This is a genomic window from Herbaspirillum sp. C7C8, assembly GCF_022627875.1.
Taxonomy (GTDB): Bacteria; Pseudomonadota; Gammaproteobacteria; order Burkholderiales; family Burkholderiaceae_D; genus Herbaspirillum.
This window is the reverse complement of the sequence record NZ_JABXGG010000001.1, coordinates 241,921-261,849: the sequence shown is the minus strand read 5'-3', so window position 1 is coordinate 261,849 and position 19,929 is coordinate 241,921. Positions and strand designations below refer to the sequence as shown.

Genomic DNA, 19,929 nt, shown 5'->3' with positions numbered 1-19,929 from the left:
TCATGCTTGCCCCAGCCCAGTGCGGGCGCTCTGCGCCCAACCCGCCCATGGAGCGCGCCCACTTGCTGCAGGCCCTGCGGCGCCGCCAGTTCCAGCCCTTCCTGCAGCCCATCGTGGGGGTGGACGGGGCCTGGCAGGGCGCCGAGATACTGATGCGCTGGCAGCACCCGCAAGCCGGTGTATTGGCCCCGGCCATCTTTCTTGAACGTCTGTCCGATGAAGGCTTGCTGGCGGCTACGACACGCCAGATGCTGCATCAGGTCCGCGTGGCCTGGGAGAGGGCGCCGGCGTGCCTGCGGCAACCCTTCGTGTTGTCCTTCAACGCCTGCGGCGAGCAGTTGCAGAGCGAGGCGCTGGTGGCCCAATGCCAGGCATGGTTGCACCGACTGCAATGGCCGCAGCTGCGGTTGATGATAGAGATGCCCGAGCGGGGCGCCGACCTGGGGCCGGAGTATTGTCGCAGCCTGTTTGCCCGGTGCGAGCGGGCCGATATCGCCATCGCCCTGGATGATTTCGGCGTTGGCGATGCGCGCCTGCACCAGTTGGCCTGCGGTCGCATCAGTTGTCTCAAGCTCGATCGATCATTTGTTGCTGCCATGCAGGACAATTCCCTGTACAGTCGCCTCATTGAAACCATCGTGACTCTGGCCGCCGAATTCGATGCCATCGTCACCGCCGAAGGCATCGAGACACTATGGCAGTGGCAGCGCTTGCGCCAGATGGGGGTACGGCGCTTCCAGGGATATTATTTCGCCAGACCGCTGGCGATGCCGGACTTCTTCCGGCAGATGCAGCGCCGCCCGAGTGTGGCGGCCACGATTGAACCAGCGCGGGAAAGAGGGGGCCAGCATGGCGACTAAGGGGACAACGATACGGGTCGGGATCGCCGATGATTATCCGGTGGTGTTGCGAGGCATCGAAGCCATCCTGGCGACTTGCCCCGATCTCGTCCTGGCCTTCTCGGCCGAGAGCATCGCGCAGCTCATGGCCTGCCTGGAGCGCGAGCCGGTGGACGTGCTGCTGTGCGACTACGCCTTCGATGATGATCCGCACGCCGACGGCCTGGATCTGCTCAAGCGGCTGCGGCGCCAGCATCCGGCGATGAAGGTCATCTTCCTCAGTGCCCATGCCCAGCCGCAGATCATCTCCAGCGCACTGGAGCTGGGTGCGGCCGGTTTCATCGGCAAGAATCGCAGCGATTTCGTGAACCTGCCGCAAGCCGTCTGCAGTGTCCGGAACGGTCAGGTCTACCTGCCGCAGTCGCTGGCGTCGGCCTTGCTGGGCAGTCTCTTCAACGTCAACGCACGCCAGAGCGGACTGGCCCAGTTGTCCGAGCGTGAGCTGGTGGTAGCGCGCATGATCTGCCAGGGGATGTCCATCAGCGCCATTGCCGAGCGGCTGCATCGCAGTCCCAAGACCATCAGCAACCAGAAGGTGGCCGCCATGAAGAAGCTGGGCGTGAGCAATGATGTTGAACTGAGCCGGGTCTTCCAGAACCTGGGCGACTGAGGCCATCCATGCCGCGCCAGATCCTTGCACTGTCGGAGCGCTATTACCGGCGGTTGCTGTATGGCTGCGCCAGCTTGCTGTCGGTGGCCATCGTCTGTGCCATGGTGTTTTTGGGCTATAGCGCCTTTGCGCAGTTCCGAGAGCGCCAGATCGGCAGCTTCACCAGCAAGCGCGAGCAGATCAAGTCGGAGGTGGATCGTCTCACCGCGCGTGTCATCCAGTTTGCCGAGATGTATGCCCGTCTGCAGCATCTCTATAAAAAGGAATTGCTGGTGCTCGACAGCTACAGCGAGCGCGTCGACCCGGGCGAGATGAGCCGCAGTCCGGAGAGCCTGACGGTGGTGCCCTTCACGCTGCTCATCCGCGGCGATACCGCGGCCGACCGCCAGCGCCTGGCCGCGCTGCTGCTCCTGTTACGGCAGGCGTCGGCCCTGCCGATGTTCAATCCGGCCGAACCCGGGGTGACACTGGACGGTTTCATCTATACCGCTGACGCCGGCTTTCTGGCGGTGTCGCCGCCGCTGTCGAACGAGGAAGAACAACAGGTGCGCCAGCTCGGCACCTCGCCCTTCATCAGTGCCATGAGCGCACCGGTGGATGCCGCCTTCGCCGCCGAACGCGAACGTGCGGCGCGCGCCCAGGGCAGTACCGGCCAGCGCGTACTGTGGATGAGCCCGGCCTTCAGTGCGCCGCTGCTGCGTTCGGCGGTCACCCGGCTGGCCGTGCGGATCGCGCTGGACAAGGGTGATCAGGCAACGGCCGTGTTCTCGGTCCCGGCCAGCCAGTTCCGCCAGTTCTTCATGAAGGATGAAGAGATGCCCGGCCTGATGGTCTTTGAAGGGCAGGGCAGCACCCGCTTGCTCAGCGAGCCCGACCCTGGCGTCAGTGCACTGTTGATGCGTCACATCGAAGAGCATGTGCGGCATGTCATGGATCCGCATGATCACGTCGGTCATTTCCACGAGGATGGCAGCTTCTTCATCGCCCAGACCATCGAGGGCCCCGAATGGGTGGTGGTGCTTACCTTCACCTGGCACGACGTGCTGGCCGGTTTGCAGGGCAATTTCACCACCGGGGCATTCTGGGGCCTGTTTGCGCTGCTCTTCGTCTGGGCTGCCACCTTGTACTTCGACCGTTGCGTGATCGGTCCGCTGCAGAAGAAGGCGCTGGCCATGGTCGAAAGCCGCCAGTTCAGCCAGACCATCATCGATACCCTGCCGGTCGGAATCGCCGTCTATGCGCCCGGTTCCGGCGAGGTGGTGCTGCGCAATGCGGTCGCGGCGCGAATGCTGGAACAGTCGGCGTTGCCCAGCGCTTCCTTCTATGCGCAGATCCTCACGGCGGTGCGGGTGGGGGACAATCTGCGCCAGGCCATGATCGAGGCCGAGCTGCCTCTGCGCGATGGCGCGGTCAGCCATCTGGGCGCGGTCTGGTCACGCACGCGCTTTTCCGGCCAGGATGTGCTGTTGCTGGGCATGATCGACCTCAACATGCAGAAGGCCCACGAAGCGCTCATGCGCGAAGCCAAGAGCATGGCCGACCGCGCCAACCAGGCCAAGTCCATGTTCCTGGCCCAGGTCAGCCACGAGATTCGTACCCCACTGCATGGCGCCATCGGGCATATGGAGTTGCTGGCGCGCGAGGATCTGCTGCCACCGCAGCGGCAGCGCATCGAACTGATACGCCATGCCTTCGACATGCTCATGGGTCTGGTCAACGACATCCTCGACATCACCAAGATCGAGTCGCAATCCATCACGCTGGCCTCGGAGACCTTGCAGGTCAACGACTTGCTGGAACAGTGCGCACAACTGTTCGCTCCGTTGGCGCTGGACAAGGGACTGGCGTTGCGCTGCCTGCCCTCGGTGGAGCTGGAACAGCCCTTGCTCGGAGATTCCCGCCGGCTCATGCAGATCCTGCACAATCTCGTGGGCAATGCCGTGAAGTTCACCGCCCGGGGCGCCGTCACGCTGTCGGTCCGGCCGTTGCGCCGCGAGCCTGCGCGCATGGTGCTGCGCTTCGAGGTCAGCGACACCGGTATCGGCGTCTCGACCGGTGCCCGCCAGCGCATCTTCAAGTCCTTGCAGCAGGCCGATGACAGCATCAGCCAGCGCTTCGGTGGAACCGGCCTGGGCTTGTCGTTGTGTCGCCGCCTGGCCGAGCTGATGGGTGGCGACATCACGCTCGACAGCGAGCTGGGCAAGGGCAGCGTCTTTGGTGCGCAAATCACCCTGTCGCTGCTCGATGCACGCCCCACACTGCCTGTCTTGCGCCCGCTGGCTGCTCAGATCGTGGTGCTGCATTGTCACGATGCGGACATGGCGGCCATGCTCCGTGACTATCTCACCAGTTGGGGTGCCGGGTGCAGTGATGCGGCCGAGTCGTACGGGGCGGCGATCCATCTGGTCGCACCGGACTGCGTGGACGACTTCATCGCCAGCGCACCAAGCCGCTCCATGCAGGCCGTGCTGATCTGCCCTGATGCAGTCCCTCTCCCCAGCCTCGCCGCTGGCTGGCGGCAGGTCAGTGCCTTCGACCGGCAGGCCTGGTTGCGCGCGCTGGCCAGACAGCCAGCAACGGCGGATGCACCGCCTGCCCCGCAGGTGGTGAGCGTAGCCAGCGGACTCGACGTGCTGGTGGTCGAGGATGACTATGTGAACCTGACCTTGATGCAGCAACAGTTGCAGACGCTGGGTTGTGCCTCCCCTCGTCTGGCACGCGATGGTCTGGAGGCGCTGGCGCAGTGGCAGATGCGTCCGGCCGATGTGCTCATCACCGACCTCGGCATCCCCGGTCTGGATGGCGTGGCGCTGGCCACCCGCGTGCGGGCGCAGCAGCCGCAGGCGCGCATCATCGCCACCACGGCGGCGGGTCCGGGCAGTCTGGCGCAATTACCGGCAGCGCTGTTCGATGCTCTGCTCACCAAGCCAGCTTCGCTGCAACAGATGCAGGAGGTACTGGCGGGGCTGCTGAACACGGCGCCAGCGCCCCCGGCGCCCACTGTGCAGGCGCTCCCGGGCGATCCGTTCGAGCGGGTATTGCGGGAGGCTTTCCGGCAGAGCTGGCCGCTGGAAAAGGGCAAGCTGCAGCAGGCCATCGATAGCGCTGACCGTGAGCGTGTGGTGCGCATCCTGCATCGTCTGCAGGGCGGGCTGCAAGCCCTGGGATGGGATGCCCTCGCTGCGCGCAGCATCGCACTCCAGCAAGCCGTCACGGCAGGTGAGAGCACGGCGCTGGCGGCCTGCATGCAGTGGATGCAGGCCATCGAGGCTGCGACCTGAGTGCGGTCGACGGGTTACGGTTCGTTGCCCTGCACCGATATTTTCAGCGTGTCACGCTGCGCGTCTGCTTGGGCAATTCGCCGAAGCGCTCGCGATAGTAGGCCGAGAATCGCCCCAGATGGCCGAATCCGAATTCAAACGCGGTATCGGTGATGTTGGCACCGGGATGCGTGAGCAGTCGCTCGCGCACGGCATCGAGCCGGATATTGCGCAGCAGGTCCATAGGCGCCACGCCATATTGCTGATGGCACAGCGCATTGAGCGCACGTACGCTCACGCCGGCCGCACCGGCCAGATCGGCCAGTGCCAGCGGCGCGCACAGGCGGCTGCGGATGTAGCGTTCCAGCATGTCCAGGCGCTGCAGCTTGCCTGCACCCACCAGGCTGTCCGCGGATTCGCTGGCCGCACGTTGACCGGCGGTGGAGGCATGCACCGGTTCGACCGTGCTGGTCAGTTGCGAGAGCAGGAATTGCGCAGCGCTGCGCTCGAAGTGCTGCACCCATTGCCCCTGTTCTGCCCCTTGAGCCGGCAAGGCCAGCACGCGCAGCAGTGACTGGATCAGCAAGTCCCAATAGGGGGCGGCCTGCTCGGGCAGCAGGAACACCGAGGGTACCTCCACAGGACCGTACTGGCCGATCGCGCGCAACTCCTCGAACAGTGCCAGCGGCACTTTCAGGATCAGTTGTTCGGAGCCTGCCTGCCACCACAGGCGCAGATTCCGTTTTGGTGCGATCAGCGCCGTCTGCCCCTGCGGGATGCACACCTTGCGGCCATCCGATTCGATCTCGGCACTGCCCGACAGGGTCATGTGTACCAGTGCGAAACCGTTGAAGGGGCGCGGACGCACGATCACCTCCGCGCCATACTTGAGCATGAAGATCTGCAACTGCTGGATCGCCGCCTTGAAGAGCACGGTATCGACATCGTCGCCCTTCCAGAACAGGTCATGTTCCGCCAGTTCATTGGCGACCTGGGCGTGACAGTCGACCTTGCGGGTGGAGTGAAAAACGCGGCGACGATACAAGGGCTCCAGACTGAGCGCGTGGACAGTGTTGAGCATGTTAACCTCTTAACGCGGCTCTTCCGCACGGGCCGGTGGCGGAAAAGCGGTGGTACCGGGTAGGGGTGCTGCTGCCTGCAGAGGGCGCGGGTGCCGGTCTGCCTTGCACCTTCATGGTCGATGCGAACGGAGTGCGCGCTGTCTGCTTTCCCTCAGCCAGCGGCGGCTGCGTTCAGCCTCATGCAAGTGCAAGTTTCATGCCCGAGGTGGAAGGTCGTCGGCGGTGTGCAGGGCAAAGCGCGCCTGCGTGGGCGGGATGGATCATCTCGGTCTCCTCTACGGTCTTCTGGTCGGACCCTGCTGCCGTGGACGCGGGCCTCGTTGCTGTGGAGCACGGCTCTGCGGCCGGCTGATCGTCGATTCTATGCGGTCGGCGGATGAACGTACAATATCAGATCAGCATCATGGTATGCCTCGGAGGTAGTGTGGAACTGCGTCATCTCAAGTATTTCAATGCCGTCGCCAGCACGCTCAGTTTCAGCCGTGCAGCCGAACTGCTGCACATCGCCCAGCCGCCCCTGAGCCGGCAGATCCGCCAGCTGGAGGATCTCCTCGGCGCCGAGCTGATCGACCGCGCCTCGCGTCCGATTGCGCTCACCATGGCGGGCAAGTTTTTCTATGAACAGACCTTGCAGGTATTGTCCCGTCTGGAGCAGATCGAGGAAGGTACTCGCGTCATCGCCCGTGGCCAGCAGCACTGGTTCAACATCGGTTTCGTGCCCTCGGCGCTGTATGGCTTGCTGCCCGAGATGATCAAGCGTTTCCGCACCGACATGCCGGAAATTGAAATCGGATTTTCCGAGATCGTGACCATGGAACAGATCGAGGCGCTCAAGTCCGGGCGCATCGATGTCGGCTTCGGACGCCTGCCCATCAGCGACCCTGACATCCTCTGCGAGACCATCGTGGAAGAGCCACTGGTGGCGGTGTTCCCGCTGGGCCATGCGCTGCAGGCGCGCAGCAAGGTGACGCTGGCGCAGCTGGCCGAGGAGCGCTTCATTCTCTATCCGGCAAGACCGCGCCCGAGTTATGCGGATCAGGTGCTTGAGCTTTTTTCCAGCCGCGCCCTGCGCCCGACCATCGTCAAGGAAGCCAATGAAATGCAGACGGCCATCGGCCTGGTGGCAGCGGGTGTCGGGGTCACGCTGGTGCCGCGTTCGGTGCAGGGGTTGCACCGTTCTGACGTGGTGTATCGACCCTTGTCCAACAAGGGGGTGTACTCACCGGTGATCATGAATTTCCGTGCCAATGATCGTTCGTTGTTGCTGGAAAAACTGCGGACGACCGCCGCAGAAATTGCACGGATGCAGGCAGAGCAATACCCCTGAACACGCTCGCGCAGTGCGCGCCAGGCAAACTGCGCGGGCCATGCAGCTGCATGGCCCGTGGTCTTTCCGGTCAGCGCTGGCTTACGCGGCCAGACGCGGACGATTGATGTCGGCCTTGGGCAGATCGTTCTGTTCCGGCAGCAGGTTGAAGTTGAACTCGATGGCATAGAAGGGCGCATCGACTTCATGCTTGCGGATCTCGGCCGCATCGGTGACGTGCTTCAGTTCCGGCACCAGGCCTTCGCGGGTGGCGAAGGCGAAGTCATCCCACAGGTACGGATCGCCGGCGATGTTGATCTGCGTGGTCAGCTTGCGATAGCCCGGTACCGTGACGAAGAAGTGGATGTGCGCAGGACGGCTGCCGTGACGGCCCAGCTTGTTGAGCAGGCGGTCGGTGGCACCACCCGGCGGCACGCTGTAGCCGACCGGTACGCGGCTGCGGAAGCGATAGCGGCCTTGCTCGTCGGTGCGGATGGAGCAGCGCAGGTTGAACGGGCTTTGCTCCGGATCGAAGAAGGAATAACGGCCCAGGTGGTTGGCGTGCCAGACTTCCACCAGCGCATTGGGCAGCGGCTTGCCGTGTTCGTCGAAGACCTGGCCCTGCATGAAGAGGGTATCGCCCGGTTGGGGATCCTTGTCCATGCGCGCAAAGCCCTTCTGCTCGGGCGCGCCCGAGACGTACAGCGGTCCTTCGATGGTACGCGGGGTGCCGCCCTGCACGCCGCGGCGGGCTTCGGCTTCATCCATGCGCAGGTCGAGGAAGTGCTCGAAACCCAGGCCGGCGGCGATCAGGCCGAACTCGCCCGACTTGCCGGCCGAGGTCAGATAATCCACGGCAGCCCAAAATTCTTCCGGCTGCACATCCAGGTCTTCAATCGTATAAAACATGTCGCGCACGAGGCGGTTGACGATGGTCTTGACACGCTGGTTGCCCTCCGCGAGTTCGGTGCTTTCGATTTTTTGCAGTACGGCGTCGATGGCTTTCTTGTCCACGTTGTCTCTCCTGTCTCTGGTTGGATATGTGTGGGGGTGGGTGCAGTCGGTCCGGGCCGATGGATCAGGCGACGGAGACCAGCGGGGTCTTGCGGTCGCGCCGCAGCGCGTTGACGCGATCTTCATCCAGGCTGATGCCCAGGCCGGGACCGCTCGGCAGTTCCAGGGCGAAGTCGCGGTAACGCAGCGGCGTGGCCAGGATTTCTTCGGTCAGCAGCAGCGGGCCGAACAGTTCGGTACCCCAGGCCAGCGTGCCGAAGGTGGCAAACAACTGGGCCGAGGCCATGGTGCCGATGGCGCCTTCCAGCATGGTGCCGCCATACAGTTCGACCTGGGCGGCAGCGGCGATGGCGGCCACCTGCTGCGCACCGGCCAGTCCACCGGACTGGTTGATCTTCACGGCGAACACATCGGCTGCGCCCACGCGGGCCAGTTGATAGGCATCCTGCGGGCCATGCAGGCTTTCATCGGCCATGATGGCGATACGGTTCTTCTGGCGCAGGCGATACAGGCCGTCGTGATTGGTGGCGGCGATGGGCTGCTCCACCAGGTCCACGCCGGCATCGGCCAGCAGCTGCATGCCCAGCATGGCCTCGGTCTCGGTCCAGGCCTGGTTCACATCGACCCGCACGCTGCCGCGATCACCGAGTGCGCGCTTGATGGCGGCCACGTGGGCGCAATCCTGCTGCACGGTGCGCGCGCCGATCTTGAGCTTGAAGATGTTGTGGCGGCGCTGGGCCAGCATCTTCTCGGCCTCCTCGATGTCGCGCGCGGTGTCGCCGCTGGCCAGGGTCCAGGCGATGGGCAGGCTCTCGCGCACGCGGCCACCGAAGAGCGTGGACAGCGGCACGCCCAGGCGGCGCGCCAGTGCATCCGATAGCGCCGTCTCGATGGCGCATTTGGCGAAGCGGTTGCCTTGTACGTGCTCGGCAATATGGTGCATGCGCGCGGCGACCTGGTTGGCATCCGCACCCAGCAGCAGCGGTGTGATGTAGGTATCGATGTTGACCTTGATGCTTTCCGGGCTTTCTTCACCATAGGCCAGCCCACCGATGGTGGTGGCCTCGCCCCAGCCGGCCATGCCATCGTTGCCCGTGATGCGCACCAGCACCAGCGTCTGGCGGTGCATGGTGGTCATGGACAGGCGGTGCGGGCGGATGGTGGGAACGTCCAGTAGCAGAACCTCTACGGTTTCGATGGAGGTGGCGGGCAAGGTGGAATTCAAGATGCTGTCCGTGTAGAAAAAGAGGGCGAAAGCTGACAAGTGCTGACTCGAACTGGATGATAGAAACAAAGTTGCCCGAATGTCCAAGACCGATTCAGGCATGCTTCATACCTTTTGGGTATAACGTTGGAGGACTGCAAAAAACGGACAATACTGCCCTTCAACTATGCAAATGGCGGATATTCGTTCTTGTGCAGCCTGCCTAAGATGGATCATCGTCCAGGTCCCACCTGGCCTCCAACGATGAGGACTTCGCATGAGCACATCCATCCAACTCAAACAGCAAGGCTATGCACCGCTGGTGCAATTCCCCCGCACCGACGGTGCGCGCACGCCCTACAAGGTATTCAGCTCCAAGGAAGTCTATGACCTGGAGCAGGAACGCATCTACCGGGGCGAGACCTGGAGCTTCCTGGCACTGGAAGCCGAGATCCCCAACAACGGCGATTACAAAAGCACCTTCGTCGGCGATACCCCGGTGGTAGTCACCCGCACCGAAGATGGCACCCTGGCCGCCTGGGTCAACAAGTGCTCGCACCGTGGCGCCATCGTCTGCCGTACCCCGCGTGGCAATGCCAGTTCGCACAGCTGTGCTTATCACCAATGGAGTTTCGATGCGCGCGGCAACCTGCTGGGCGTACCCTTCCGCCGTGGCCAGAAGGGCGCCACCGGCATGGCCAAGGACTTCGATCCCAAGTGCCACGGCCTGCGCCAGTTGCGCGTGGACAGCTACAAGGGCCTGGTCTTCGCCACCTTCAGCGAGACCGTCGAATCGCTGCCGGACTACATCGGCGCCGAGATGCGTCCGTGGATCGACCGCATCTTCCACAAGCCCATCGTCTACCTCGGTTGCACGCGCCAGTATTCCAAGTCGAACTGGAAGCTCTACCTGGAAAACGTCAAGGATCCGTATCACGCCAGCCTGCTGCACCTGTTCCACACCACCTTCAACATCTTCCGCGTGGGCATGAAGGCGCGCTCGCTGGCCGACAAGCATCACGGCCTGCACAGCATCATCACCGCCACCAAGAATGAAGTGGAGACGGCCGATGCCTACAAGCAGCAGGAGATCCGCTCCTTCGACGAGGGCTTCTCGCTGCAGGATCCGTCGGTGCTGGGCCAGATCAAGGAATTCGAGGAACTGACCACCAACCACATCCAGCCCATCTTCCCGCAGCTGGTGGTGCAGCAGATCCATAACACCCTGGTGGCGCGCCAGTTGCTGCCCAAGGGCCCGAGCAACTTCGAGCTGGTCTTCCACTTCTTCGGCTACGAGGACGACACCCCCGAGCTGCGCGCCCTGCGCATCAAGCAGGCCAACCTGGTGGGCCCGGCCGGCTACATCTCGATGGAAGACACCGAGGCGACCGAACTGGTACAGCGTGGTACCGCCCGCGATCCTGAGCATTGCTCGGTGATCGACATGGCGCGCGACAACCCTGACCAGGAAGACACATTGATTACCGAAAGCCTGATCCGCAAGTTCTGGATGGGCTACCAGAGACTGATGGGCTTCCCGTCCATCGAGAAGTCATGAGCGAGGCAAAGCAGATGCAAAACATGGAACAGATGAGCTTGTGGTTCGAGCTGCACCAACTGCAGGAGCGCTATGTGCATGCGCTCGACAATGACCGACTGGAACAGTGGCCGGATTTCTTCACCGACGATTGCCTGTATGAAATCGTGCCGCGCGAGAACGCCGATGCCGGCCTGCCCATCGGCATCATCTATTGCGACAGCAAGAAGATGCTGCAGGATCGCGTGCTCTCGCTGCGCCACGCCAATATCTACGAGGCGCACACCTATCGCCACATGAGCTCGGGGCTGGTGTTCACGCAGAACGCCGACGGGTCGGTGGATGCGCAATCGAGCTACGTGGTGGTACAGACCTTGCAGAACGGCGAGTCCTTCGTCTACCAGGCGGGCCGCTATGAGGATCGCGTGGTCAAGACCGAGGCAGGCTGGCGCTATGCCCGCCGCCGTGTGGTCTACGACACGCTGCGCGTGGCGACCCTCCTGGCCACCCCGATCTGAGGCGGCCATGAGCGAGTGGTTCGATGTCGGCCATGCCGATGATTTCGCCGAGGGCGAAGTGGCCGCGGCCCGCGCGGGCAGCCAGGCGGTGGCGGTGTTCCGCCTGGGTGAGGAAATTTTTGCGCTCAAGGATTTGTGTACCCACGGCAATGCCAAGCTCTCGGATGGTTACGTGGAGGACGGCTGTGTTGAATGTCCTCTGCATCAGGGCTTGTTCGATATCCGCAGTGGTGCGCCGCGCTGTGCGCCGGTGACCGAGGCGGTGCGCAGCTTCCCGGTGCGCGTGGTGGCAGGCCGGGTTGAGATCGGTGTGGGCGTGGAGGGTGATGCCGCCCCTGCAGCGAGTGCCGCACCGGCATTGCAGCAAGTGCAGGCTACGCTGGAAGGCATCACGCGCGCCGCCCCGGATGTGGCGATCCTGCGCCTGCGCTGTGCGGCGCCCTTGTCCTATCGCGCTGGCCAATACATTGACCTGTTGCTGGAAGACGGCCAGCGCCGCAGCTATTCCATGGCGACGCATGCCCGGGATGGCAGTGACCTGCTGGAGCTGCACGTGCGCCACCTGCCCGGCGGACTGTTCACGGACCGCCTCTTCAACGGCATGCAGCCGGGGCAGCCGTTCTCGCTCGAAGGACCTGCCGGCAGCTTCTTCATGCGGCAGGGCAGGGAACCGGTGATCCTCCTGGCCAGTGGCACAGGATTTGCTCCGGTCAAGGCACTGGTGGAAGAGGCCATCGCCACCGGCAGCACGCGTGCGATGCGTCTTTACTGGGGTGGCCGCCGTGCCGCCGACCTGTATCTGGATGCACTGTGCCGGGACTGGGCGGCGAGCCTGCCGTGGTTTGACTACGTGCCGGTCCTGTCGGAACCCGATGCCACCAGCGGCTGGATTGGACGCACCGGATTTGTCCACCAGGCCGTGATGCAGGATGTGCCAGCGATGCAGGCTTGCCAGGTCTATGCTTGTGGCGCGCCGGTCGTGGTAGAGTCAGCGCGACGCGATTTTACGGCTACCTGCGGCCTGCCCGGGACGGCGTTCTTTGCGGATGCCTTCGTCTCGAAAGCAGACCTGCGGAAATAGTTATTCCAGCCGGGGCGCGCAGTGAAATCCAGGTTTCACGCGCCGCTGCGTTTTCAGCTTCACACCGAATTCAAACCAAAGAATCTAGAGGGGAATCCAGGCATGAATCGACTCACGAAAGTGGCAGGTGCGGTAATGATGGCGATGGCGACGGGTGCAAGCCTGTCCGCGCAGGCGGCCGATGTGGTGAAGGTGGGTTTCCTGACCACCCTGAGCGGCCCGGCCAGTGCGCCCGGCGTGGATGAGCGCGAAGGCTTCATGCTGGCCATGAAGATGCTGGGCAACAAGCTCGGCGGCGTGCCTGCCGAAGTCATCGTGGTCGATGACCAGTTCAGCCCTGATGCCGCCAAGCAGGGCGCGGACCGTCTCATCAAGCGCGAGAAGGTCGATATCCTCAGTGGCTTCGTCTATTCCAACATCCTCTTGGCGGTGGCCCCGGCGGCCTTCGCCAGCAAGACCGTGGTGGTCAGTGCCAATGCCGGTCCTGCGCAACTGGCCGGTGCCGGCTGCAATCCCTATTTCTTCAGTGCCAGCTACCAGAACGATGCGGCTCATGAAGCGGCCGGCAAGCTGATGGCAGACAAGGGCTACCAGCGTGTGGCCATCATCGCTCCCAACTATCCGGCGGGCAAGGATGCCTCGGCTGGTTTCAAGCGTTTCCTGAAGAAGGATCCCGCGCTGGAACTCTTTCCCAAACTCGGCCAGCTTGATTTCGCCACCGAGATCGCGCAGTTGCGCGCGGCCAATATCGATGCCCTGTATTTCTTCCTGCCGGGCGGCATGGGCGTGAACTTCGTCAAGCAATACGCGGCCGCCGGCATGGATACGAAGATCGTGCGCGTGATGCCCGCCTATGACGCCGACCAGCAGATGCTCTCCAACGGCGACCTGATCGCGGGTGTGGCCAACACCGGCCAGTGGTCGGCCGACCTGCCCAATGAACAGAACCGCGCCTTCGTGGCGGCCTATGTCAAGGAGTATGGCCACCAGCCGTCGATGTTCGCCTCCCAGGCCTATGACGCGGCCATGCTGATCGACAGCGCCGTCAAGGCCATTGGTGGCAAGGTCGAGAATCGCGAGGCGCTGATTGCGGCCATCAAGGCGGCCAACTTCAAGTCGGTGCGCGGTGGCTTCAAGTTTGCGGCCAATCACTTCCCGATCCAGAATCAATATGCCCGGGTGGTGACCAAGGGGGCTGACGGCAAGTACGTCAACAACATGACCCAGACGCTGCTGCCCGATCACGTCGACGCCTATGTCGGTCAATGCAGGATGCCTTGAGGATGGTGCACCTTGGGTAATCTGATCTTCGAGCAGGTGCTCAACAGCCTGCAGTTCGGTGTCATGCTGTTCCTGATCGCATCGGGACTGACGCTGATCTTTGGCGTGATGAACTTCGTCAACCTGGCCCATGGCAGCTTCTTCATGATCGGCGCCTACGTGGCGGCGGTGGTGGCCGGGGCCAGCGGCTCGTTCTGGCTGGGCCTGTTGGTGGCCTTGCCAGTCACGGCGGCGCTGGGCTTCCTGCTGGAGTGGCTGGTGTTCCGGCGACTCTACAAGAAGGACCATATGGTCCACGTGCTGGCGACCTTCGCCTTCATCCTGATCTTCAATGATGGCGTGCGCATGATCTGGGGGCCGCAGCCATTGCCGCTGAACATGCCGCCGGCTTTCGCCGGTCCGGTCAATTTGTTCGGACTGCCCTATTCCAGCTATCGCCTGCTGGTGATGGCAGTGGGCGTGGTGGTAGCCGTGGCGCTGTATTTCCTCATCAACCGCACGCGCATCGGCATGTGGGTGCGCGCCGGGGCCAACAATCTGGAGATGGTCACGGCCATGGGCATCAACATCCGTCTGCTGTTCCGGCTGGTGTTCAGCTTCGGGCTGCTGCTGGCGGCGCTGGCCGGGATCATGCTCGGCCCGCTGGTGGCGGTGCAGGCCGGCATGGGGGATGACGTGCTGATCCTGGCCTTCGTGGTGGTGGTCATCGGCGGCATCGGTTCGGTGCCGGGCGCGGCCATCGGCGCACTCATCGTGGGCGTGGTCGATACGCTGGGACGCAGCCTGCTGCCGCAGCTCTTCGCGCTGTTCCTGAGCGCCGATGCAGCGGCCTCGGTCGGCCCCGCGCTGGGCTCGATGATGATCTACCTGGTGATGATCGCGGTGCTGTTCTGGCGCCCCAGTGGTCTGTTCCCTGCCCGTACCTGAGGAGTGTCATGCGGCGTCTTTTCGTTCCCCTGCTGATTGTCCTGGCGGTGCTGCTGCCACTGCTGGCGCAGGCCAGCGGCATGGAGTACTACATTGGCGTGCTCACCCGCATCCTGATCTTCGCGATGGTGGCGGCCAGCCTCAATTTCATTCTTGGCTACGGTGGCATGGTCAGCTTTGGTCATGCGGTGTTCTTCGGGCTGGGCGCGTATGTCACGGCCATCGCCAGTTTCCATGGCCTCACCAGCGCCTGGCTGATCTGGCTGCTGGCAGCGCTGGTGACGGCCCTCGTGGGCGTGGTGATTGGCGTGATCGCACTGCGCACACGGGCAGTGTATTTCATCATGATCACCATGGCGCTGGCGCAGTTGTTTTACTACTTCTTCGTCGGCTTCCGGTATTACGGCGGTGATGATGGCCTGCAGGTCGCGGCGCGTCCGTTGCTGGGTTTCGGGCTCGACATGAGCGGCGACAACGCCTTCTATTGGGTGGTGCTGGCCTGGCTGGTGGCCAGCCTGGTGCTGCTGCAGCGGCTCCTGGCCTCGCGCTTCGGACTGGCCTTGAATGCGATCCGGCAGAATGAAAGGCGCGCCTTGGCCATCGGCTATCCGGTGCTGCGCTACAAGCTGGCCGCGTTCGTCATCGCAGCGGTCATTGCAGGACTGGCCGGCAGCCTCATCGGCATGAGCAATCTCTTTGCCAGCCCCAAGCTGTTGCACTGGTCGCAGTCCGGCATCCTGCTGGTGATGGTGGCGCTGGGCGGGGTCGGGTATTTCTACGGTGGCCTGCTGGGCGCGGCTGCTTTCCTGTTGCTGGAGGAAGTCTTGTCCACCCATTTTGAATACTGGCAGATCCATGTCGGCCTGATCCTCTTGCTGGTGGTCATGGTGGCACCGCGCGGCATCAGCTCGCTGGCCTCCATCGGCGAGACCCTGAAGAAGGGAGAGCAGCATGGTGCATGAACAGGCAGCGCCTGCCCTCGCGGTCAAGGGCCTGAAGAAGAACTACGGTGGTCTGGCGGCCACGCGTGATGTGGATCTGGAGATTGCGGCAGGACACGTCCACGCCATCATCGGCCCCAACGGGGCAGGCAAGACGACCTTGCTGTCGCTGCTGTCCGGTGCACTGGCCGCCGATGCTGGCGAGGTCTATCTGTTCGGCCAGCCCGTGCATGTTCATGCCGAACAGGCGCGCGTGGCAGCGGGATTGGTGCGCTCCTTCCAGATCACCAGCGTGTTCGATGAACTGAGCGTGCTGGAGAACCTGCAGGTGGCGGTGCAGCGCGGACAGCATCGCAGCTATGGTTTCTTCCATGCCAGCGCCACTGATCGGGCGGTCCGCGAGGCGGCGATGACGGTGGCGCGGCGCGTGGGACTGGAGCAGGTGGCGCATCAGTTGTCGTCGCAACTGTCGCATGGTGCGCGGCGGCGGCTGGATGTGGGCCTGGCCATCGCCTGCGGTCCGCGTGTGCTGTTGATGGATGAACCGATGGCCGGCATGGGGCATGAGGAGTCCGGCGACATGATCGCGCTGATCCAGTCCCTCAAGCAGGAGCTGACGGTGGTGCTGGTGGAACATGACATGGAGGCCGTCTTCGCCCTGGCCGACCGTATGACGGTGTTGGTGCAGGGCGCGGTGCTGGCCACTGGCAGCGTGGAGGAGATTCGCGCCAATGCCGAGGTCAAGCTGGCCTACCTGGGCGAGGAGGAAACGCCATGAGCGCATTGCTGGAAGTGGAAGGGCTGACCGGGGGCTATGGCGCGAGCCAGGTGCTGTTCGGGATCGACATGCAGGTCAGGGAAGGCGAGGTGGTGACGCTGCTCGGTCGCAATGGCATGGGCAAGACCACCACGCTGCGCACCATCCTCGGATTGAATCGTCCGACCGGCGGCGTGGTGCGCTTTCGTGGCGAAGCCATCCACAGCGCCAGTGCCGATGCGATTGCCCGGCGCGGCATCGCCATCGTGCCGGAGGGGCGGCAGATCTTCAGGAACCTGAGCGTGGAAGAAAATCTTTCCGCCTTCGCGGCGCGCCGTAATGGCCGCGACAATCCCTGGACGCTGGAAAAGATTTATCAACAGTTCCCGCGCCTGAAGGAACGTCGCCACAATGGCGGCGGCCAGCTCTCGGGCGGCGAGCAGCAGATGCTGGCCATCGGTCGTGCACTGATGACCAATCCGCATCTGCTGATCCTCGATGAAGCCACCGAAGGTCTGGCACCGCTGGTACGGGAAGAAATCTGGGCTTGCCTGAAAGCCTTGCGCGAGTATGGGCTGACCATCATCGTCATCGACAAGTACATCAAGCGTCTGATCGGCTTTGCTGACCGGCACACCATCCTCGAAAAGGGCAAGGTTGTCTGGCAGGGGGATTCGGCGCAGCTGTCGGTGCAAACGGAATTGTGGGATCAGTATCTGAGCGTGTAGGACGCTTGTTGCGCGGATATTGATCCATTAACGCAGGTTTAATGCTGTTGCAAACAGCGTTAAGGAAAACTGAATGCTCCCCAATCAAGTCAAGACGGACGCTCGCCGCGTTGTTTGTCCCATCGCCGAGTGCGAAGCGGGTTACAACCTCAAGGCGGCCTTTCCGGATTTTCCGCAGGTGCTGCAGCAGTGGCAGCAGGCGACCGCCGCCATTGCCAATACCTTGCTGACCGAGTCCGACATCGCCTACGGTGATGCACCGCTGCAGCGTTTCGATTTCTATCGGGCGGCAGGGGCGCAGCGGCCCTTGCTGGTCTTCATTCACGGTGGCTACTGGCAGGGTGGCGACAAGCGCGATATCGGTTTCATCGCCACGCCCTATGTCGAGGCGGGCATCAGTGTGGCGGTGATCAATTATTCGCTGGCGCCGCAATCGCGCATCGAGGACATGGTGGCGGAGGTGCAGGCGTTTCTTGCCATCCTTGCGCAGCAGGCGGATCGACTGGGCATCGACCTCAACCGCGTCTCGCTGATGGGGCATTCGGCAGGCGGTCACCTGGCGGCCTTCGTTGCCGCGCAGGCGGGCGCGTTGCCGGTGCAGGCCGTCTTTGCCATCAGTGGCGTGTTCGATCTGGTGCCGCTCATTCCGACTTCACTGAACAAGGCGCTCACGCTGGATGAGCCGCGGGCGGATGCGCTCTCGCTGGTGCTGCAGGCCGGGCCTGCGGGTACGCGCGTGCATACCATCATCGGTGAACTGGAGACCGAGCAGTTTCACCTGCAGGCGGCCGTGATGGCCAATTGCTGGCCGCAGGTGGTGGCGCATCACGTGGTGCCGGGGACGCATCATTACACGGTGCTCTTCCCGTTGGCTGATGCGGGAAGTAAGGTGTGTCGGGCGGTGATTGCGGAGATCGGGGCTGCAGGCCGCCGTTAAGGACGACCTGCATGCGAGAGGGCGTCTCAGGAGACGGTTGACGACGACAGCATGCGCTCTACATACCGCGCAATCAGGTCAATCTCCAGATTGACCTTGCTGCCCGCCTTCAGGTGCTTGAGCGTGGTCACTTCCACGGTATGGGGGATCAGGTTGATGGAGAAGCGGCAGGCGTCGGCCAGGTCTTCCACGCGGTTGACCGTCAGCGACACGCCATTGACCACGATCGACCCCTTGTAAGCCAGGTACTTGCCCAGGGCCTCGGGCGCATCGACGATCAGCTCGCGCGATTCGCCCACCGGCTCGAAGGAATGCACCTGCCCCAGGCCATCGACGTGGCCGGAGACCAGGTGGCCACCGAGGCGCTCGGCCAGGGTCAGGGCCTTTTCCAGGTTGACTTCGCCGGGAACGTCCAGCCCTGCCGTCAGGCGCAGGCTTTCACGGGAGACATCGACGGTGAAGCCGCGCTCGGTCTTCTCCACCACGGTCATGCAGGCGCCATTGAGCGCAATCGAATCACCCAGGCCGACATCGGCCATGGGCAGGGCGCCCGCATCGATGGTCAGCCGAACACCGGCCTCGGGGCCAGCTGCCAAGGGGGTCACGGAGGTGATGGTGCCGACGGCGGCAACGATTCCTGTAAACATGATTCAGTCCTGATACAAAAAATCTGAAATAAAAAGCAAAAAATCACTTACGCGAAACGGGCAAGGATACGCAAATCCGGCCCGACCTGCTTGACCTCGTGGAAGTGGATGCCGATCTTGCCCGACAGGTCTTCCAGCGGCGGCAGCTCGAACATGTTGCGGCCATCGCCGATCAGGGCCGGGGCCAGGTAGACCAGCAGTTCATCCACGCAGCCTTCGCGGATCAGGGCGCCGTTGAGCTTGGCGCCGGCTTCCACATGCAGTTCATTGATCTGCCGCTGCCCCAGTTCGCGCACCAGGCCGGGCAGGTCGACCTTGCCCTCGGCGTTGGCCAGCAGGATCACCTCGGCGCCTTCAGCTTCGAGGGCGGCGCGTTTCTCGCGGTCATCGGTGGCCGTGAAGATCCAGGTATTGCCACCCTGGATGACGCGCGCCTCGGGCGAGACGATCAGCTTGCTGTCGACCACGATGCGGCGCGGCTGGCGCGGGGTGTCGATGGCGCGTACGGTCAGTTGAGCATCGTCCTTCTGGATGGTGCCGATGCCGGCCAGGATGGCGCAGGCGCGGGCGCGCCAGATGTGGCCATCATCGCGGGCGGCCTGGCTGGTGATCCACTGGCTCACGCCATTGTGCAGGGCGGTCTTGCCATCCAGGCTGGCGGCGCTCTTCATGCGCACCCAGGGGCGGCCGGTGCGCATGCGATGCAGGAAGCCGATGTTGATCTCGCGCGCCTCTTCTTCCAGCAGGCCGCAGGCCACCTCGATGCCGGCCGCCTGCAGGCGGGCCAGGCCCTGTCCGGCTACCAGCGGATTGGGATCGGCGATGGCCGCCACCACGCGCGCCACGCCGGCACGAATGAGTGCATCGGCGCAAGGCGGGGTGCGGCCGAAATGGCTGCAGGGTTCCAGCGTGACATAGACGGTAGCGCCGCGTACGTCAGCACCGCGCGCGGCGGCGTCGGCCATGGCCTGGATCTCGGCATGGTGACCGCCCGGCGGCTGGGTGAAGCCGGCGCCGATGATGCGCCGCTCCTTGACGATGACGCAGCCCACGCGTGGATTGGGCGTGGTGTCGAGCATGCCGAAGCCGGCCTGCAGCAAGGCCAGCGCCATGGCTTGCTGGTCATTCTCGATATCGAACTGGTAGAGCGGGTCGGCGGTGGAAGTCATGGTGAGCAAAAACGAAAAAGGCGGCAGGGCC

General features: G+C 63.6%; 18 protein-coding genes. 13 read left to right on the top strand and 5 right to left on the bottom strand.

The genetic code is table 11. The features are described 5' to 3' along the window. Positions 1 to 2 precede the first annotated feature (2 nt). The 3 genes from HWE01_RS01195 to HWE01_RS01185 are packed head-to-tail and all read left to right on the top strand — an operon-like array spanning position 3 to position 4,790. Positions 3 to 860: an EAL domain-containing protein gene (locus HWE01_RS01195; RefSeq protein WP_241820887.1), complete on the top strand. Its 858-nt coding sequence runs from the start codon at positions 3 to 5 to the stop codon at positions 858 to 860. Further along, a complete protein-coding gene (locus tag HWE01_RS01190) occupies positions 850 to 1,509 on the top strand; it encodes a response regulator (protein ID WP_034350906.1) in 660 nt (219 codons plus the stop codon). Before HWE01_RS01195 ends, HWE01_RS01190 begins: the two co-directional genes overlap by 11 nt. A gap of 8 nt (positions 1,510 to 1,517) precedes the next feature. After that, positions 1,518 to 4,790, top strand: coding sequence for a hybrid sensor histidine kinase/response regulator (locus HWE01_RS01185; protein WP_241820886.1), 3,273 nt, complete (start codon positions 1,518 to 1,520; stop codon positions 4,788 to 4,790). Positions 4,791 to 4,833: 43 nt separating this feature from the next. Here HWE01_RS01185 and HWE01_RS01180 read toward each other — a convergent pair whose 3' ends face one another. Beyond that, the gene (locus HWE01_RS01180; RefSeq protein ID WP_241820885.1) at positions 4,834 to 5,850 is read right to left on the bottom strand and encodes an AraC family transcriptional regulator; all 1,017 of its coding nucleotides are present in this window, start codon (positions 5,848 to 5,850) and stop codon (positions 4,834 to 4,836) included. A gap of 425 nt (positions 5,851 to 6,275) precedes the next feature. Between HWE01_RS01180 and HWE01_RS01175 the strand changes: the two genes are divergently transcribed. Beyond that, positions 6,276 to 7,178: a LysR family transcriptional regulator gene (locus HWE01_RS01175; RefSeq protein WP_175344161.1), complete on the top strand. Its 903-nt coding sequence runs from the start codon at positions 6,276 to 6,278 to the stop codon at positions 7,176 to 7,178. A gap of 81 nt (positions 7,179 to 7,259) precedes the next feature. Here HWE01_RS01175 and catA read toward each other — a convergent pair whose 3' ends face one another. Together catA and HWE01_RS01165 are read right to left on the bottom strand one after the other, a co-directional pair. Further along, positions 7,260 to 8,171: a catechol 1,2-dioxygenase gene (catA, locus tag HWE01_RS01170; RefSeq protein ID WP_241820884.1), complete on the bottom strand. Its 912-nt coding sequence runs from the start codon at positions 8,169 to 8,171 to the stop codon at positions 7,260 to 7,262. 64 nt (positions 8,172 to 8,235) lie between these two features. Beyond that, positions 8,236 to 9,396: a muconate/chloromuconate family cycloisomerase gene (locus HWE01_RS01165; RefSeq protein WP_283817500.1), complete on the bottom strand. Its 1,161-nt coding sequence runs from the start codon at positions 9,394 to 9,396 to the stop codon at positions 8,236 to 8,238. Positions 9,397 to 9,652: 256 nt separating this feature from the next. Between HWE01_RS01165 and andAc the strand changes: the two genes are divergently transcribed. The 9 genes from andAc (at position 9,653) to HWE01_RS01120 (ending at position 18,082) form a co-directional block, all read left to right on the top strand. Then, complete coding sequence (gene andAc / locus HWE01_RS01160) at positions 9,653 to 10,933, top strand: anthranilate 1,2-dioxygenase large subunit AndAc (RefSeq protein WP_241820883.1); 1,281 nt, start codon at positions 9,653 to 9,655, stop codon at positions 10,931 to 10,933. Then, positions 10,930 to 11,430, top strand: coding sequence for an anthranilate 1,2-dioxygenase small subunit AndAd (andAd, locus tag HWE01_RS01155; protein ID WP_175344158.1), 501 nt, complete (start codon positions 10,930 to 10,932; stop codon positions 11,428 to 11,430). The genes andAc and andAd overlap by 4 nt, the downstream gene beginning before the upstream one ends. Positions 11,431 to 11,437: 7 nt before the next feature. Continuing rightward, the gene (andAb, locus tag HWE01_RS01150) at positions 11,438 to 12,511 is read left to right on the top strand and encodes an anthranilate 1,2-dioxygenase ferredoxin subunit AndAb (protein WP_241820882.1); all 1,074 of its coding nucleotides are present in this window, start codon (positions 11,438 to 11,440) and stop codon (positions 12,509 to 12,511) included. A 102-nt stretch (positions 12,512 to 12,613) separates the two neighbouring features. Continuing rightward, positions 12,614 to 13,792: an ABC transporter substrate-binding protein gene (locus tag HWE01_RS01145; RefSeq protein WP_241820881.1), complete on the top strand. Its 1,179-nt coding sequence runs from the start codon at positions 12,614 to 12,616 to the stop codon at positions 13,790 to 13,792. Positions 13,793 to 13,804: 12 nt separating this feature from the next. Further along, positions 13,805 to 14,719: a branched-chain amino acid ABC transporter permease gene (locus HWE01_RS01140; RefSeq protein WP_008331492.1), complete on the top strand. Its 915-nt coding sequence runs from the start codon at positions 13,805 to 13,807 to the stop codon at positions 14,717 to 14,719. Between the two features lie 8 nt (positions 14,720 to 14,727). Continuing rightward, positions 14,728 to 15,681: a branched-chain amino acid ABC transporter permease gene (locus HWE01_RS01135; protein WP_241820880.1), complete on the top strand. Its 954-nt coding sequence runs from the start codon at positions 14,728 to 14,730 to the stop codon at positions 15,679 to 15,681. Then, positions 15,671 to 16,438, top strand: coding sequence for an ABC transporter ATP-binding protein (locus tag HWE01_RS01130; protein ID WP_008331490.1), 768 nt, complete (start codon positions 15,671 to 15,673; stop codon positions 16,436 to 16,438). The genes HWE01_RS01135 and HWE01_RS01130 overlap by 11 nt, the downstream gene beginning before the upstream one ends. Continuing rightward, on the top strand, positions 16,435 to 17,145 hold the full coding sequence (locus HWE01_RS01125; protein ID WP_008331489.1) for an ABC transporter ATP-binding protein: 711 nt from the start codon (positions 16,435 to 16,437) through the stop codon (positions 17,143 to 17,145). The genes HWE01_RS01130 and HWE01_RS01125 overlap by 4 nt, the downstream gene beginning before the upstream one ends. Positions 17,146 to 17,218: 73 nt before the next feature. Further along, complete coding sequence (locus HWE01_RS01120; RefSeq protein WP_241820879.1) at positions 17,219 to 18,082, top strand: alpha/beta hydrolase; 864 nt, start codon at positions 17,219 to 17,221, stop codon at positions 18,080 to 18,082. Between the two features lie 26 nt (positions 18,083 to 18,108). Here the strand turns inward: HWE01_RS01120 and HWE01_RS01115 are convergent, their stop codons facing one another. Continuing rightward, complete coding sequence (locus HWE01_RS01115; protein WP_241820878.1) at positions 18,109 to 18,729, bottom strand: riboflavin synthase; 621 nt, start codon at positions 18,727 to 18,729, stop codon at positions 18,109 to 18,111. Between the two features lie 47 nt (positions 18,730 to 18,776). Then, positions 18,777 to 19,898 carry a bifunctional diaminohydroxyphosphoribosylaminopyrimidine deaminase/5-amino-6-(5-phosphoribosylamino)uracil reductase RibD gene (ribD, locus tag HWE01_RS01110; RefSeq protein ID WP_241820877.1) on the bottom strand — a complete coding sequence of 374 codons (1,122 nt, stop codon included), beginning with the start codon at positions 19,896 to 19,898 and terminating at the stop codon, positions 18,777 to 18,779. Positions 19,899 to 19,929: the final 31 nt, after the last annotated feature.